This window comes from Pseudomonas sp. ES3-33 (genome assembly GCF_000952175.1).
In the GTDB taxonomy this organism is placed as follows: domain Bacteria; phylum Pseudomonadota; class Gammaproteobacteria; order Pseudomonadales; family Pseudomonadaceae; genus Aquipseudomonas; species Aquipseudomonas gregormendelii.
Window position 1 is genome coordinate 13,267 of sequence record NZ_JZRI01000050.1, and the last position, 16,314, is coordinate 29,580.

The following is a 16,314-nucleotide window of genomic DNA, read 5'->3' on the forward strand; positions in this document are numbered from 1 at the left end:
CGTAGTTCTGACGGCAGGCGTAGCGAGCTACTCACGACTAAGAATCCATCTTTGTGACGCATCCGACGGAAATTACATGAATTCCATCCGAGTGCGACGAAGAGGCCATGTTTTCTGTCTTCGCGGGATTCTGGACACTAAAAAAATGGGCAAATATACCAAGAATACTGTCGGTGCGGGGGCGCGGGACGGGGCTCTCATTTCTAATGACATCGCTCTCATTTCTAATGATCACCTAGGGCTCCCACAGGGGTGGGCTTGGGCATCTAAACGATGGGGCGTCTACGTAGAACTACGTAGTCCGGTTGTACGTAGTTCTGCGGATTTATTTGTGGACGGCATGCGCGGATATTGGGCCCGCTCCGCACAGCGGACACAATTATAAAAATTACCGCCGCAGCCATGCGCTGTCGGCAGGAGACGCATATGCCCCGTCTGGCTAAACACCTTGCCTGGTTTGCCGTGGCTGTCCTGGGAGCGTTCGCGCTGAGTGTCGTGGCCCTGCGCCGCGGCGAAGCCATCAACGCCCTGTGGATCGTAGTCGCAGCAGTCGCCATCTACCTCGTCGCTTATCGCTACTACAGCCTGTTCATCGCCAAAAAGGTGATGCAGCTTGACCCCAACCGAGCCACGCCTGCCGTGCTCAACAACGATGGTCTGGACTACGTTCCCACCAATAAACACGTGCTGTTCGGTCACCACTTCGCGGCCATCGCCGGCGCGGGGCCTTTGGTGGGTCCGGTACTGGCGGCGCAGATGGGTTATCTGCCCGGTACCCTGTGGCTGATCGCCGGTGTGGTGCTGGCCGGTGCGGTGCAGGACTTCATGGTGCTGTTCCTGTCCACCCGCCGCAACGGTCGCTCCCTGGGCGATATGGTCCGTGAGGAAATGGGCCGCATCCCTGGCACCATCGCCTTGTTCGGCTGCTTCCTGATCATGATCATCATCCTCGCGGTGCTGGCGCTGATCGTGGTCAAAGCCCTGGCCGAGAGTCCGTGGGGCATGTTCACCGTGATGGCGACCGTGCCGATCGCGATGTTCATGGGCATCTACATGCGCTATATCCGCCCGGGCCGCATTGGCGAGATCTCGGTGGTGGGCGTGTTGCTGCTGCTGGGCTCGATCTGGCTGGGTGGCCAGATTGCTGCTGATCCGGTGTGGGCCAAGGCGTTTACCTTCACCGGGATCCAGATCACCTGGATGCTGATTGGTTACGGGTTTGTCGCTGCGGTGCTGCCGGTGTGGCTGATCCTCGCACCCCGCGACTACCTGTCGACCTTCCTGAAAATCGGCACCATCTTGGCCCTGGCGATCGGCATCCTGGTGACCATGCCAGACCTTAAAATGCCAGCCCTGACCCAGTTCATCGACGGCACTGGCCCGGTGTGGAAAGGCGGTCTGTTTCCGTTCCTGTTTATCACCATCGCCTGCGGTGCGGTGTCGGGTTTCCATGCGCTGATCGCTTCCGGCACTACGCCGAAGTTGCTGGCCAGCGAGGGGCATGCCCGTTACATCGGTTACGGCGGCATGCTGATGGAATCCTTCGTGGCGATCATGGCCATGGTCGCCGCTTCGGTGATCGAACCGGGTGTGTACTTCGCCATGAACAGCCCGGCGGCGATCGTCGGTTCCGATGCGGTGACGGTTGCGCAGACGGTCAGCAGCTGGGGCTTTGCGATCACGCCGGACGCGCTGGAAGCGGTGGCCCGGGATATCGGCGAGACCACCATCCTGGCCCGTGCCGGTGGTGCGCCGACCCTCGCGGTGGGTATCGCGCAAATCCTGCACCAGTTGCTGCCGGGTGAAAACACCATGGCGTTCTGGTACCACTTCGCGATTCTGTTTGAAGCGTTGTTTATCCTGACGGCGGTGGACGCCGGTACCCGTGCCGGGCGCTTCATGCTGCAGGACTTGCTCGGCTCGTTTGTGCCGTCGCTGAAGCGCACCGAGTCCTGGGCCGCCAACCTGATTGCCACCGCTGGCTGTGTGGCGATGTGGGGGTATCTGCTTTATCAGGGCGTGATTGATCCGCTGGGTGGCATTAACACCTTGTGGCCGCTGTTTGGTATCTCCAACCAGATGCTGGCGGGTATCGCGCTGATGCTGGCGACGGTGGTGCTGATCAAGATGAAACGTCAGCGTTATGTGTGGGTGACCATGCTGCCTGCGGTGTGGTTGTTGATCTGCACCACGACTGCCGGTTTCATCAAGCTGTTCGATGCCAACCCGGCGATCGGTTTCCTCGCGCTGGCGAAGAAGTACAGCGATGCGCTGGCCAACGGGCAGATTCTGGCGCCGGCCAAGGACATCAACCAGATGCAGCACGTGATCTACAACGCCTACACCAATGCAACGCTGACGGCGCTGTTCCTGCTGGTGGTGTTCAGCATCCTGTTCTTTGCCCTGAAGGTCGGTATTGCCGCCTGGGGTAGCAAGGAACGCACCGATAAGGAAGCACCGTACCAGGCGCTGCCAGAGGCCTGAGGAGGGCGGCATGTTTAATGACTTGAATCGGCTGGGCAAGTACCTGGGGCAGGCGGCGCGGTTGATGGTGGGGATGCCTGACTATGACAACTACGTCGAGCACATGCAGACCCGGCACCCGGACCAGCCGATGATGGATTACGAGATGTTTTTCAGGGAGCGGCAGGAGGCGCGGTACGGGAGCAAGGCCGGGCCGAAGTGTTGTTGATTTGTTGAATGCTGGAGTAATACCTGTGGGAGCCAGCCTGCTGGCGATGGACTTCAACGATGACGCGTGCATTCTGGATGTACGCGTCGTTGTTGAGTTCATCGCCAGCAGGCTGGCTCCCACAGTTGTTTTTGCAGTGACTGCTGGCTCCCACAGTTGTTTGTGCAGTGACTGATAGTGTTCGCAGCAAACTGAGCTGCGATCAGCTACCGCCACTGCCACCGCTGCTGCTGCCGCCACCGGCCTTGTCCGCACCGCCCGCCTTGGAACCGCTGGGCGTTGGGCCGTTGTCGGTGGTGTCGCCGTCTGCGCCCTGGGGCAGCGAGGCAGCATCCGGATCGGCGTTGGTGGCTTTAGGCGCCGGGTCGCGGGTCTGGCTGGTGCCATCCGCCGACGGCGTGCCACTGGTGGATTCGCCGGCCGCGAAAGCGTTGAGCGAGAAGGCAGACATGACGCCTGCAAGCGTGAGCACCGCAATTTTTCTGTTCATCATGTTGAATCTTCCTTGCGAGTGGTTAACACAGCATTGGAAGGATGCCCCGGCCATAGGTGCTGGCCAGTGGACGAACGGTAGGGTGCGATTTTTCGTGGCAGCTGGCGCCGCCTGCGCGGGTGCGTGAGGCGGCTCAGCGTGTTTATCGGTGGTGTTTAACGGCGCAGACGAATCTTCTGCCAGTTATCGTCGCTGGTGAGCGTCCCCGTATCGCCGCGTACGGCGTACAGGGTCGCCCGATACAGCGCAGTGAAGCGCGAGCAGTGCAGCCCGCGAAGTTTTTGGTAGGCCCAGGTCCAGCCGTGCTTGGGTGTATGGCCCATACGTCTCCCTCTGTCCAGTTCGTCCCTGACCTGAGGTTAGCAGCGAACCAGGCAGAGTGGGGCGAGTTGGATCCAAGCCCCGGTCCCGACATCAGTAGCGCATTTCCACCGCCACATAGGCGCCGATCCCGTCACCCGGGTACAGGGATGCGGTGTCCTGGCCCTTGGCGTCGTAGAGCGGCTGCACCGCCGTGACGTATTTTTTGTTCGCCAGGTTTTTCAGGTCCAGCGAGACTTTCCAGTCCTTGTTCGGCGTTTCGTAGCCCACGTTCGCGCCGAAAATGGTGTAGGAGGGCGCATAAAAACTGTTGGCGTAATCCACCGCCGTGCGCGAGGCCGACTGCACGTTGACCCCGGTGTAGAAGCCGCTCGGATGTTCGTATTGCACTTCGCCCTGGTACACGTGCTTGGGAATGCCCGGCAGTTGGTTGTCGCCGAAGGTTGGGTCATGGCGATAGTAGAAGTCGTTGTAGGTGTACACCTGACGCAGGGAGACCTGCTCGCCGCTGTCGTTGTCCCACAGGCGAGTGTTTAAACCGGCTTCAACGCCCTGGTGAATCGTCGGCGTTGCGTTAAACGCGCCGGTGACGGCGGCAGCAGTAGGCGTGGCGCCGATCAACTGGACGTTGAGCAACTCGTCCTTCACCCACGAGCGATACAGCGCCAGGCTGCCGTCGAAAATCCCCGCGGAACCCTTGATGCCGACCTCCACGGTGTTGGCTTTCTGTTCCACCAGCGGCCGCACATAAGGCGCGGTGGGGCCGGAGCCCGAATATTCCCAGGACGCCGGAGGGTCGACCGAGCGGCTGACGTTGGCGAACACCTGCAGGTCTGGATTGAACTGGTAGCGCACACCGATCCGCGGCGCCAGGCTCCAGTTGTCGTAGGTCACGTCGGTGGGGAAGGCGGTGGTGTTGGCCACCAGCGACTCCTTGACGTTGGCGTGGCGACGCACGTTGATGGCGGACACGCCGGTGGTGAGCCACAGGTCGTCGACCAGTTCCAGGTCGTTGCCCAGCGAGAACACGTGGTCGAAGGACGAGCCGTAGTCCACCCGCTTGCGCGTCTGCTTGTTGGCGAAGGCGGAGTCGACTTCGCCCTTGAGGTGTTCGGTGGAGGTGAAGGCGATGCTGGAGCGGCTTTCGTGGCCGAACCATTGATCAGTGCGGTCGTAGTTGATCACGGCGCTGAGGTCGTGCCAGGTCCAGAAGCTTGGGTTGCTCGGGCTGTTGGGGCTGTTGTTGTGGGCGTACTCGTAGTAGGCCAGGCCCACGGACAAGGTGGCGTCGTCGTCGAAGGTGTAGGTGGTCTTGCTGCCGGCCCAGACGCTGCCTGGGCGACGGCTGCCGGCGCCGCTGGAGGCAGCGGTGGCGCTGGCGCGGTCGCTGTGGTGCTTGACCTGGTCCAGGGTAGTGGCGCTCGGGTCGTTGTGGTACTCGTCGCGGTAGCGCAGCATCAGCTGGGTTTCGAGTTTGGGGCTGAATGTGTAGCCGAAGTTGGCGACCACGCCCTGGCTTTTTGACAGGCTGTAGTCGCGAAAGCCGTCGCTGCGATAGTTGTCGGCGTTGATGTAGTAATCGAAGTCGCCCTCGACTCCGCCGAAGCTGGCGCTTTGTTTGTTGTAGCCATAGCTGCCGGCCTCTGCCCGCAGGCGCAGGCCCGGGGCGGTGTAGCCGGTCTGGTTGACGAAGTTGATCGCGCCGCCCAGGCTCAAGGCGCCGTACTGGAAGGCGTTGGCGCCGCGCAGGATTTCGGTGTAGTTGACCCCGGAGCCGTTGAGGAATTCGTAGGGTGTGCCGCCGGGGCCGGTGATGGGCAAGCCGTTGAAGAGGAATTTGATGCCTTCGCGGAAGTAGCCGGGCGAGGTGTTGGCGCCCGAGCCGCGGATGGAAATTTTGGCGGCGTCGTTGCCGCCGGTGGATTGCACGAATACGCCGGGTTGGTAGGCGAGGGTGTCTTGCAGGGTGGCGGTGCGGCCTTTGGACACTTGTTCGCTGTCGACGATGCTGGTGCCGCCGGGTACTTGGTCGAGCTGGGTTTTTGCGGTTTCGGCGGGTGTGGCTTGCTGGCCTTTTACGGTGACGGTTTGCAGTTGTGGTTCGGTTGAGCCAGTGGTGGTTTGTTCATTTGCCTGGGCGGCGCCTGAGAGCAACAGGGCGGAGCTTAGTCCTACTGTTGTTAACCAGGTGGCCTGGCGGATGGCGTGCGCTAACGTGTGTAGCTCTCCCCGGAATACTGATTGCATCAAAGTTAATCCCCAATGAATAGATAGAGTTGTCTGGGCTTTCTATTCGTATAGTCATGCTTGGGTTGGGTCTAAGCAGTAAGTGTGCCAGTGCTTCTTTTCGCTCTTTGGGTGGGTGTTCGATTGTGAAGTTTGCTGTTGGGGGTTCTTTTATTTGGATTGGTGTTTGTGGGGCAACACTTGAGGGTACATATTCGTTTCTGCCGTGACAGCGGGCCATAACGTTTCTCCTGTAGGAGCTGTCGAGTGAAACGAGGCTGCGATCTTTTGATCTTGCTTTGTGTGCATATCCATTGCTGCGGTAACGGCGCCTTATGGTTCCGCCCTTACGGCGGGTCACTTTTGATAGAGCGCAAAAGTAACCAAAACGCTCTTGCCCCACCACTCGGCACCTCGCCTAGGCTCGGTGTGCCCTCACTCCGGCATTGCTCCGCGGGTCGCCGCGATGGGCCATCCCTGGCCCAGCGCGGCTAAACCGGCATCCTTGCCGGTTTCCCCGCTGCGCAATGCCTGCGTTCGGCCAGCGTGGTTAACGGGGCGCCTGCGATCAAGAGCCTCGCCGTGGCGGCCTCTGGGCCGACCAAGGCATCACGCCGGCGCGCTGCGCTGCTCTGATGTGCACACCCTCTGGGCTGTAGCTGTAGCTGTAGCTGTTGCTGTTGCTTGTGGGAGCAAAGCTTGCTCGCGATAGTGGGGTGACATTCAGCATCAATGTTGGATGCGAAACCGTCATCGCGAGCAAGCTTTGCTCCCACAGATATCAATCGCTCCACAGAGATATCTTTCCAGAGGGATCACTTCCCAAGGAATTCGCCTTCCTCGGATACCACCTCACAGGTGTCATTTCATATCCAGAAAAGGTTCACGACCCAACAAGCGAAGCGCGCCAGCTTGATGCCTTGGTCGGCCCGAAGGCCGCCACGGCTCGGTTCTTGATCGCGGACGCCCCGTTAACCACGCTGGCCGAACGCAGGCATTGCGTAGCGGGGAAACCGGCAAGGATGCCGGTTTAGCCGCGCTGGGCCAGGGATGGCCCATCGCGGCGACCCGCGGAGCAATGCCGGAGTGAGGGCACACCGAGCCTAGGCGAGGTGCCAAGTGGTGGGGCAAGAGCGCTTTGGTTACTTTCGCGCTCTTCGAAAGTGACCCGCCGTAAGGGCGGAACCCTAAGCAGCCATTACCGCAGCAATGGATATGCACACAAAGCAAGATCAAAAGATCGCAGCCTCGTTTAACTCGACAGCTCCTACACACCAACAACACCACCCGCCGCACCCACAGCACCCACCAATGAAGTGTTTGTCCCAATGTGTCTACCAAGCGGCACCCTTTGAACCGGAGGGGTCGGGTATACTCCCGCGTTTTGCGATGCCCTGCCGGCGTCATGGCTGAGATGGACAGCGTCATGCAATCCGCACTTACGATTTGTTCAGTGCAGACCGCGCGATTCTGAACCAGCCTTGCAGGGATGTTTCGGTGATTTTTGGAGTTTTTATGCTCGAACAGGCTCAACGCGTCCTCAAGGACATCTTCGGCTACGACAGCTTTCGTGGCCGCCAGGGTGCGATCATTGAGCGCGTGGCCAGTGGTGGCGACGCCCTGGTGCTGATGCCTACCGGCGGCGGCAAGTCCCTGTGCTTCCAGGTACCGGCATTGCTGCGCGAAGGCCTGGCCGTCGTGGTCTCGCCGCTGATCGCGTTGATGGACGATCAGGTCGCCACCCTCGAAGAACTGGGTGTTGCCGCCGCTGCGTTGAACTCCACACTGAGCGCCGAACAGCAACGGGACCTGGCCAACCGCATCAAGCGCGGTGAGGTGAAGATGCTCTACCTCGCGCCTGAACGCCTGGTTCAGCCGCGGATGCTGGCATTCCTGCAAAGCCTGGAAATCGCCCTGTTCGCCATCGATGAAGCACACTGCGTATCGCAATGGGGTCACGATTTCCGCCGCGAATACCTGCAATTGGGCCAACTGGCCGAGCTGTTCCCCAACGTCCCGCGCATCGCGCTGACTGCCACCGCCGACAAACGCACCCGCGAAGAAATCGTCGATCGCCTGCACTTGCAGGACGCCGAGCGTTTCCTGTCGAGTTTCGACCGCCCGAACATCTTCTATCGCATCGTCCCCAAGGAGCAGCCGCGCAAGCAGTTGCTGGCGTTCCTGGCCGAGCGGCGCAGCGACGCCGGTATCGTCTACTGCCTGTCGCGCAAGAAAGTCGACGAAGTCGCGGTATTCCTCAGCGAGCAGGGGTTTCCGGCGCTGCCTTATCACGCCGGGCTGCCCAACGAAACCCGCGCCCATCACCAGAAGCGCTTTCTCAACGAGGAAGGCCTGATCATGGTGGCCACCGTGGCGTTCGGCATGGGGATCGATAAACCCAACGTGCGTTTCGTCGCGCACCTGGACTTGCCCAAATCCCTGGAAGCGTACTATCAGGAAACCGGCCGCGGCGGGCGTGATGGCCTGCCGGCTGATGCCTGGATGGCTTACGGCCTGCAAGACGTGGTGATGCTCAAGCAGATGCTGCAGAACTCCGAAGGCGACGAGCGTCACAAGCGCCTGGAGCAGCACAAGCTCGACGCCATGCTTTCGCTCTGCGAAGAAACCCGCTGCCGCCGGCAAACCTTGCTGGCCTATTTCGACGAAGATATGCCGCAGCCGTGTGGCCATTGCGACAACTGTGTCGATGGCGTGCAGACGTGGGACGCGACCGAGCCGGCTCGCCAGGCCCTTTCGGCGATCTTCCGCACCGGCCAGCGTTATGGTGTGGGGCATCTGGTGGACGTGTTACTGGGCAAGGACAATGAAAAGGTCCGCAGCTTTGGGCATCAGCACCTGTCAGTGTTTGGTGTCGGCAAGGCGATGGGCGAGAGCGAATGGCGATCGCTGTTTCGCCAGCTGGTTGCCCGCGGGCTGGCGGACATCGACCTCGAAGGTTATGGCGGCCTGCGGTTGAGCGCCACTTGCCGGCCGCTGCTCAAGGGCGAAGTGACCCTGGAGCTGCGCCGCGACCTCAAGCCGCAAACGACTGCGAAAAGCAGCAAGAGCCAGGCGAGCCAGCTGGTTCGTGGTGAGGAACGCGAGCAGTGGGAAGCCTTGCGCGCGTTGCGTCGCAAGCTTGCCGAAGAGCACGGGGTGCCACCGTACGTCATCTTCCCGGATTCGACCCTGCTGGAAATGCTGCGCAGCCAACCGGGCTCCATGGCCGAGATGGCACGGGTCAGCGGCGTCGGCGCGCGCAAGCTGGAGCGTTACGGGGAGGCATTCCTCGAAGTGCTGGGCGGCCAGGCCGAGGCGCCAAAAGTGGTGGCCGACCTGCGCCACGAGTTGATCACACTGGCCCGCGCAGGCATGACGCCACTGCAGATCGCCGGCCAGTTGCAGTGTTCGGAAAAGAATGTGTACACCCTGCTTGCCGAGGCGATTGGCAAGCAACAGTTGTCCCTGGAGCAGGCACTGGATTTGCCTGAGGAATTGATGGGCGAAATACAGGATGCTTTTCTCGACGGTGAAGGCGAGTTGCCACCGGTTGTGGAGATCGCAGCAATATTTGCCGGACGGGTTCCAGAGGGCGTGTTGTACTGCGTCCGGGCGGCACTGCAGTCGGAATTCGAAATTTGAAACAACCCTTGCTTTGATGTAACGATTCAGTACAAAGCGAGCCTTGCGTCATGTCATCGGCCATGCTTAGCTGACTAATAATTAGGTTTTCTCTATTTCAGTCTAACCATGAGTTTTTTATGCCGTTAACCGATCAACACCGCTTTGGCATGCAGTTGGCGCAGGTGTCCCGTGGCTGGCGAGCCGAACTGGACCGTCGCCTGGCGGGCCTGGGATTGTCCCAGGCCCGTTGGCTGGTGCTATTGCACCTCGCGCGTTTCGGAGAGCCGCCGACCCAACGAGAGTTGGCGCAAAGCGTTGCCGTAGAAGGTCCGACCCTGGCCAGATTGCTCGACAGCCTCGAAAGTCAGGGTCTGGTCCAGCGCCAGGCAGTGGTGGAAGACCGCAGGGCGAAGAAAATCGTCCTCTGCGCCCCGGCCCGTCCGTTGATTGAACAGATTGAAACCATTGCCAACCAGCTGCGCCAGGAACTGTTTGAAGGCGTTGATGAGGCGGAATTGAAGATATGCATGCGAGTTCACGGGCATATCCTGGCCAACCTGGAAAAATCCTGACTCGTTGCTTCGTGCAGGACTTTTGAGATCGCCCGTTGGGCGGACTATAAAGAACTACTATGCATTATCGCGTTCGTACCGGATGTGCGAACGCGTACGGTTGGTTCTGGTTATCTAAGGGATGCTCATGCTTGAGAGTTTGCACGTTGTCTTGCGGTGTGGCACCAGGCTGCTGCTGGTGGGTGGCGCTGTGTGTTACTCGGCATTGGCGCCTGCGCTGGGGTTGGGTGAAATCACCCTGCATTCCGCGCTGAATCAGCCGTTGCGGGCAGACATCGCGCTGGTGGACGCGGCGGGGCTCGAAGAGGGCGACCTGTCGGTCAACCTTGCTACGGCGGACGAATTCAGCCGCGCGGGTGTTGAACGCGTGTTTTTTCTCAACGACCTGAAGTTCACCCCAATCCTCAAGGGCAATCGCAGCCTGATCCGGGTGAGCTCCAATAAAGCGGTCAATGAACCCTTCCTGAATTTCCTGGTGCAGCTCAATCAGCCCAATGGGCGGGTGCTGCGCGAATACACGGTGTTGATCGATCCTCCTGGCGCGCCGGGTGTTGTTCCTGTGGTCGATGAACCCGCCGCCACCACGCCAAACTCTCCGTTTCCTGCAGTCAAGCCTGCGGCAGCCACGCCAGCGCCAGCGCCGAAAAAAGCTGCTGCGCCCAAGGCCGAGGCTGTTGCCCCGGTAGCGGAAATTGACCCCGCTGCAGAGCAGTTGGCTGCCAGCGTCCTGCAAAACCAACAACTGCAAGCGACCATCACTGAGCTGAATGCGCGGCTGCAGGCACAGGACGAACAGATTGCCGCCCACAAGAAGCAGGTGATCGAACTGCAAACCCGGTTGGCCGAACTGCAACAGGCACCGCCCGCGGCACCTGTTGCCGTGGCACCGCCGGTAGTCGCCGTTGAACAGCCTGATGCCAATCAATGGCCAATGATTCTCGGCGTTCTGGCCCTGGCGGTCCTGGTACTCCTGGGTTTGTTCATGCGGCGCCAACGCCAACGCCAACAGGCGGATGAGGTGGCGCAGGAGGCTCCCGTGCCTGCTTCCCGGCCTGAGTCCGTGGCTGATGATCCTGTAGGAATGCAGGCACCGCCGGCCAAATCGGCGGCTGATCACCAAGAGGATGCGCCGTCGGGCGACGTGCTGGAGGGCGTGGGTATCTACATGGCCTATGGCCGATTTTCCGAGGCGGCCGGTTTGCTGCGCGAGGCGCTGGCCAAAGAGCCACAGCGCACTGATCTAGCCGTGCAACTGCTGGAAGTGCTCGGCAAACAAGGCGATGTGGCGGCCTATGACGCCCAGGAAACCCAGCTGCGCGACTCAGGATTTGACCCACAGGCCCTGCAGGACATTCGCAGCCGACACCCGAAAATGCACAACGTGACGCCGCTGGCTGCTGCGCCGGTTGTCGCTTCAGTGATCGCCGCAGCGCCCGTTGTTGCCCAGGGCGATGAGTTCCAGTTGAATCTGGATGACCTGTCGATGGACGCCAATTGGGACCTGATCAGCCCCTTCGACAGCGCTCCGCCGCCACCCGCACTTCCAGAAGAGCCGGCGTTTCACTCCAACCTCCACATCTTGCCCGAGGTGTTCGAAATGCCCGAGGAGCCGTCACTGGGCGAACCCGAGCTGGAGTGGGATGCGCCAGCGGATTCCCAGGGGCTGGACGACGATTTCCTCGCCGAATTCGGTGACCCGGACTCATCGCTGGAAATTGAGCCCTTCAGTCTTGAACCGGACAACGCCGGCAAACTCGAACAGGCTCAGACCTGTATTGATGACGGCGATCTGGACAGCGCGATTGAGCTGCTCAACGAGCTGCTCAAGGATGCCGATGAGCCACTCAAGCAGACCGCGCGGAGTTTGTTGGCCGGCATTCGCTGATAGTGCATGTGTCGTTATCAATGTGGGAGTGAGCCTGCTCGCGATAGCGGTGGGTCAGTCGACATAAATAGCGACGGACCAGCCGCAATCGCGAGCAGGCTCCCTCCCACAGGCTTCAGAATGTTTGCCCCAGGTTCAGGTACACGGCCTGCTCATCGGCATCGTTAAAGCCGTAACTGAAGTTCAGCGGACCCAAGGGCGTGTCGAAGCCGATGAATACGCTGGCGGCATTGATGTAGCCACTGTCGAACTCATTGTCGTTGTTCCACGCCCGACCTCGTTCCAGTGACCCACCGGCATACAGCGGGAAATCGAGCGGCAGGTACGAGCGCGGTGTCAGGCGTCGATAGTAGACGGCGCGCATCAGGCTGATGTTCTGCCCGGAAATCGCATCCTCCCTGAAACCCGATAACTGCCGTGCTCCGCCGAGCAGGAAGCTGGAAGTCACCACATTGGCGTCATTGAGCGTGCGCCCGTAGCGGCCGCCGAGAATGAAGGTGTCCGGGCCGTGGCTGAGGGCCTTGTCCAGCGCGACTTCCCATTGTCGATAGCGATTGTCCGAGCCCAGGCCGGGTTCGTACTGCCGCAAGGCCAGGCCGAAGTCTTCGCCTTCATGGGGGAAGTAGACGTTATCCAGTGAATCGAACGAGTACTTCACTTCATAAAACCCTTCGTTGAAGCTTTCGCTGGGCAGGTCCTGGTCGCCAATGCGCACGTCTGCCTTGCCCCAGGCTTCGCCAACACCCAGGCGCACTTCGCCGCTGTTGCCGATCTGGCGGCCTACGTTCAGGCCAAAGCCGTAGCGCTCAACCCGGTATTGGGCGATCGGATCGTTGTCCAGAGTGGCTTCGACGTTCTGCGCGTCAAAGGCGGCGTAGGGCGCAATGAAATATCGCGATCCGACATCCAGTGGCTGGTAGAACTCGCTGTACAGTTCCTGGCGGTCGCCGATCTGCGCGCGGGTCAACCATTCGGCACCCAGGCGGTTGATGCCGTTGACGCGGTAACTGGCGCCCAGGTTGAACGCACTGTCGCCGCGCATATCGTCCGAGAGGTTCAAGCCCAGCCGCAGGTAATCCGTGCCGCTGCGCTTGCCGCGGGCAGTGATGATCAGGGTGTGGTTAGTGCCCTTGTGGGCGACTCGGTATTGCACCTGCTCGAAGTAGTCCAGGCCATACAAGGTGCCCATATCGGTTTGCAGGCGTCCCAGGTCCAGTGGTTGACCAATGTGCTGGCGAATGTAGTACCGAATGACATCATCGCCGACTTTCGAGTCATTCTCGACCTTGATTGCGGTGATGATCGGCGTGCGCTCACTGGGCTCACGGGCGGCGCTCAGCTCCGGATCCAGCGGCTGCGACGGCTTGAGCTGCGCCAGGCGTGCATCGAGAATCCTGGTTGCGCGATAGCCTGCCTCGATCATTTCTTCGGCACGACCAAAGTCGGTCACCCCAACACTCGCCAGTGACGGCTGGATCAGGATGTCGTCCGGGTGCAAGGCGGCGAGCTGTTCTTCGGAGTTGCGGCGGGTCATCAAGGTGATCGACTGGTTCAGCACGTCGACCACGGTGGTCAGTTGTTTGCTGTTGCGCAGGGGCGTGCCGATGTCGACCACGATCGCCACGTCGACCCCCATTTCCCTGGCGACATCCAGCGGGATGTTATCGGTCATGCCGCCGTCCACCAGCAGGCGCCCATCCAGTTCGACAGGGGCGAACACCGCCGGGATCGACATGCTGGCGCGAATCACCTGAGGCAGGTGACCCTTGCGAAACACCACCTTCTCACCACTGGCAATGTCGGTGGCGACCGCGCGGAAGGGTATGGGCAGCTTGTCAAAATCCCGGGTATCGCTGGCATGGGCCAGCAGGCTTTCCAGCATCAAGGCAAGGTTCTGGCCCTGGATGACCCCGAGCGGCAAGCCGAGGCTGCCGTCGTCGCGAAAACTGAGTTTCTGCTTCACCAGGAAGTCGCGATCATCCTGCTTGCGCCGGAACGGCACGTCAGCTCTGGGCGGCGCATCCGACAGGGCCTGCTGCCAATCAATGTTGAGGGCGAGCTTTTCCAGCTCATCGATCTTGTACCCGGATGCGTATAACCCGCCCACCACCGCACCCATGCTGGTGCCGGCGATGGCATCGATCTGGATGCCTTGCTCCTCCAGCGCCTTGAGCACACCAATGTGCGCCAGGCCTCGGGCTGCGCCACCGGACAGCACCAGGCCGACTTTTGGTCGGGGGGCCTCGGCGGCCTGGACGATCATGGGCAGCAAGCAGAGCAGCAGGCAGGACAGAAGATGGCGCATCATGAATCTCGGGACCAGCGGAAAAGGTCGCTATTATAGCGGCGCCCCTCGCCTCTGGAGTCTCGTCAATCATGCCTGCCAGCAAACCGGAAATTGTCATCACCTATTGCACCCAGTGCCAGTGGTTGCTGCGCGCAGCCTGGCTGGCCCAGGAACTGCTCAGTACCTTTGGTGACGACCTGGGAAAGGTGTCGCTGGTGCCCGGCACGGGTGGGGTATTCCATATTTTTTGTGATGGCGTGCAGCTTTGGGAGCGCAAGAGTGACGGCGGTTTTCCCGAGGCCAAGGTGTTGAAACAGCGGGTCCGGGATCAGATTGATCCCGACCGCGACCTCGGTCACAACGACCGGACTCAGTGAGAGGCTGCCTCTGCAGCAACGGTTTTCTTGTCTGACCCGCCGGCAAGACGGCTGGAGACCACAATCGCCACGATGATCAACGCGCCGCCGAGCAGCATGCGTGGCGTGGGATTTTCGTTGAACAGCAGCCAGGCCATGGTGATGCCGTATACCGGTTCCATGGCGAACACCACTGCGGCGGTGCGAGCCTTGATCACCGCCAGGCTGGCGACGAACAGGCTGTGAGCGACACCGGTGCAGAAGATTCCGAGCAGGCTGATCCACAGCCAGTCCAGGGCGCGCACTTCGCTCAATTGCGGTGCGGCCACCGGCAGCAGGCACAGCGCGACCACCACGTTCTGGCACAGCGCGGCCTGCACCGGCGGAATCCGTGAGGAACTGGCGCGGTTGGTCAACGACAATAAAGCGAAGAGCAAGCCCGAACCCACTGCCCACAGCAGGCCGGTGGTGGCGCCGCTGGCGAGGTCGAAATCAGGCGTGACCAGCACCAACCCGATACTCACCAGCACCACCAGGAGAATTTCGTTGGCGCGAATTCGCTCGCGGAAGATCAGTCCTTCGAGGATCACGGTAAAAGCCGGGAAACTGGCGAATCCCAACGTCGCAATCGCCACACCGGCAACCTTCACCGCGATGAAAAAGCTTACCCAGTGCCCGGCCAGCAGTACGCCGCTGAGTAACAATCGGCGCCAATCCACGGCTTCGAGAGGTTGCCAGCGGGTGGCACTGGCGAACCGCGCAAACACCGCCAAGGCGAGCACCGCGAATGCCGCGCGGCCAAAAACGATTACGGCCGGGGAGGCTGCCGCGAGTTTGCCGAACACGCCGGTCAGGCCGAACATCAGTGCACCAATGTGCAGGGCGCCAAGGGCGGTACGGGGAGTCATTGCAGATCCTTGATCGATGTGTGAGCACGGCCGATACAGCTCCTACAGTAGACCGTGGAGGAGCCGTATACGTCTGTCGCCAGACTAGCGTCTTTTGTCGCCGCCCTCGCGTCGCAGTTTTCCCGGAGAGGCGCCGAACTCGCGCAACACCGCGGCGGCGAATGCACTTTGCGAGCTGTAGCCGACCCGGCTGGCGATTTCGCCGATAGGCAGCACGGTGTCGCGCAACAGCTCGACAGCCCGGTGCAGGCGGCGGCTGCGGATGTAATCCATCGGCGTCTGCCCGCATTCCGCGACGAAGCGGGCATGCAGGCGGGCGCTGGACAAGTCGGCGATGCGGGCGAGGTCAGCGACCTGCAGGGGATAAGCCGCGTGCTGGTCGATGTGCGCATTCAACGCCGCGTAGGGCAGGCGACGCCCCCCCATGACCTCGGGTTTGACGTTATTGAGAGTGGCCAGCAACAGCACGGCACCCTGTTGCGCGATCAGCGGGTCGTCGACCTGGCTGCCCGCCAGCCAGCTCACCAATTGGCTCTGCCCGGCATCGAGGGGCAGGCGTGCGGCGCTGTCGAGCAGGCGTCGGCTGGCGTCGGCATGCTCACCCAGGGACTGCGCCACCCATTGATCGCTCGGTATATCCAGCACCAGGCAACGGCTGCCATTGGCACTGTTGCAGGCGTGATGAAAACCGGAAGGCACCACCACAAAACTCTGCTGAATCACCTGGCTGCCATGCCCGCCCACCTCGAAATCCAGCGCACCCGACAACCCGAACACCAACTGCGCATGGTCGTGGCTGTGGATGATCAGGTCCTTGGTGTATTGGCGGAGCGTGAGGATCGGTCTCATCGCAGGTCTCCCGGGCAAGGTGGGCATTCTACACCGCGTTGGCCTCCCGGCGTTGTCACAGGACTGACGCGTCATTGTCATGGGCGATTCACCCGCCCGGC

At 61.1% G+C, this 16,314-nt stretch carries 12 protein-coding genes; 6 read left to right on the forward strand and 6 right to left on the reverse strand.

Annotated elements, in window-relative coordinates:
- Window positions 1-426 precede the first annotated feature (426 nt).
- Together UB23_RS08180 and UB23_RS08185 are read left to right on the forward strand one after the other, a co-directional pair.
- On the forward strand, window positions 427-2,484 hold the full coding sequence (locus UB23_RS08180; protein WP_045058840.1) for a carbon starvation CstA family protein: 2,058 nt from the start codon (window positions 427-429) through the stop codon (window positions 2,482-2,484).
- A gap of 10 nt (window positions 2,485-2,494) precedes the next feature.
- Window positions 2,495-2,692, forward strand: a complete 198-nt coding sequence (locus tag UB23_RS08185; RefSeq protein ID WP_045058841.1) for a YbdD/YjiX family protein — start codon at window positions 2,495-2,497, stop codon at window positions 2,690-2,692.
- A gap of 202 nt (window positions 2,693-2,894) precedes the next feature.
- Here UB23_RS08185 and UB23_RS08190 read toward each other — a convergent pair whose 3' ends face one another.
- From UB23_RS08190 to UB23_RS08195, 3 genes are all read right to left on the reverse strand, one after another.
- Entirely contained in the window at window positions 2,895-3,185 is a 291-nt protein-coding gene (locus UB23_RS08190) for a hypothetical protein (protein ID WP_045058842.1), read from the reverse strand.
- Window positions 3,186-3,340: 155 nt separating this feature from the next.
- Window positions 3,341-3,508 carry a hypothetical protein gene (locus UB23_RS29895; RefSeq protein ID WP_177328537.1) on the reverse strand — a complete coding sequence of 56 codons (168 nt, stop codon included), beginning with the start codon at window positions 3,506-3,508 and terminating at the stop codon, window positions 3,341-3,343.
- A gap of 91 nt (window positions 3,509-3,599) precedes the next feature.
- Window positions 3,600-5,753, reverse strand: coding sequence for a TonB-dependent receptor family protein (locus UB23_RS08195; RefSeq protein WP_045058843.1), 2,154 nt, complete (start codon window positions 5,751-5,753; stop codon window positions 3,600-3,602).
- A gap of 1,494 nt (window positions 5,754-7,247) precedes the next feature.
- On the opposite strand from UB23_RS08195, the gene recQ reads away from it, so the two are divergent.
- The 3 genes from recQ to UB23_RS08210 all read left to right on the forward strand — a co-directional run bounded on the left by recQ (window position 7,248) and on the right by UB23_RS08210 (window position 11,813).
- Complete coding sequence (gene recQ / locus UB23_RS08200) at window positions 7,248-9,374, forward strand: DNA helicase RecQ (protein WP_045058844.1); 2,127 nt, start codon at window positions 7,248-7,250, stop codon at window positions 9,372-9,374.
- Between the two features lie 119 nt (window positions 9,375-9,493).
- Window positions 9,494-9,928 carry a MarR family transcriptional regulator gene (locus UB23_RS08205; protein WP_045058845.1) on the forward strand — a complete coding sequence of 145 codons (435 nt, stop codon included), beginning with the start codon at window positions 9,494-9,496 and terminating at the stop codon, window positions 9,926-9,928.
- A gap of 127 nt (window positions 9,929-10,055) precedes the next feature.
- Complete coding sequence (locus UB23_RS08210; RefSeq protein WP_045058914.1) at window positions 10,056-11,813, forward strand: FimV/HubP family polar landmark protein; 1,758 nt, start codon at window positions 10,056-10,058, stop codon at window positions 11,811-11,813.
- A gap of 115 nt (window positions 11,814-11,928) precedes the next feature.
- On the opposite strand, the gene UB23_RS08215 is transcribed toward UB23_RS08210, so the two are convergent.
- Entirely contained in the window at window positions 11,929-14,118 is a 2,190-nt protein-coding gene (locus tag UB23_RS08215) for a patatin-like phospholipase family protein (RefSeq protein WP_045058846.1), read from the reverse strand.
- Window positions 14,119-14,189: 71 nt separating this feature from the next.
- On the opposite strand from UB23_RS08215, the gene UB23_RS08220 reads away from it, so the two are divergent.
- On the forward strand, window positions 14,190-14,477 hold the full coding sequence (locus tag UB23_RS08220; RefSeq protein WP_045058847.1) for a SelT/SelW/SelH family protein: 288 nt from the start codon (window positions 14,190-14,192) through the stop codon (window positions 14,475-14,477).
- Here the strand turns inward: UB23_RS08220 and UB23_RS08225 are convergent.
- Window positions 14,471-15,364, reverse strand: a complete 894-nt coding sequence (locus tag UB23_RS08225) for a DMT family transporter (protein WP_045058848.1) — start codon at window positions 15,362-15,364, stop codon at window positions 14,471-14,473. The genes UB23_RS08220 and UB23_RS08225 overlap by 7 nt on opposite strands.
- 84 nt (window positions 15,365-15,448) lie before the next feature.
- Complete coding sequence (locus UB23_RS08230) at window positions 15,449-16,213, reverse strand: helix-turn-helix transcriptional regulator (RefSeq protein ID WP_045058849.1); 765 nt, start codon at window positions 16,211-16,213, stop codon at window positions 15,449-15,451.
- Between the last annotated feature and the right edge of the window lie 101 nt (window positions 16,214-16,314).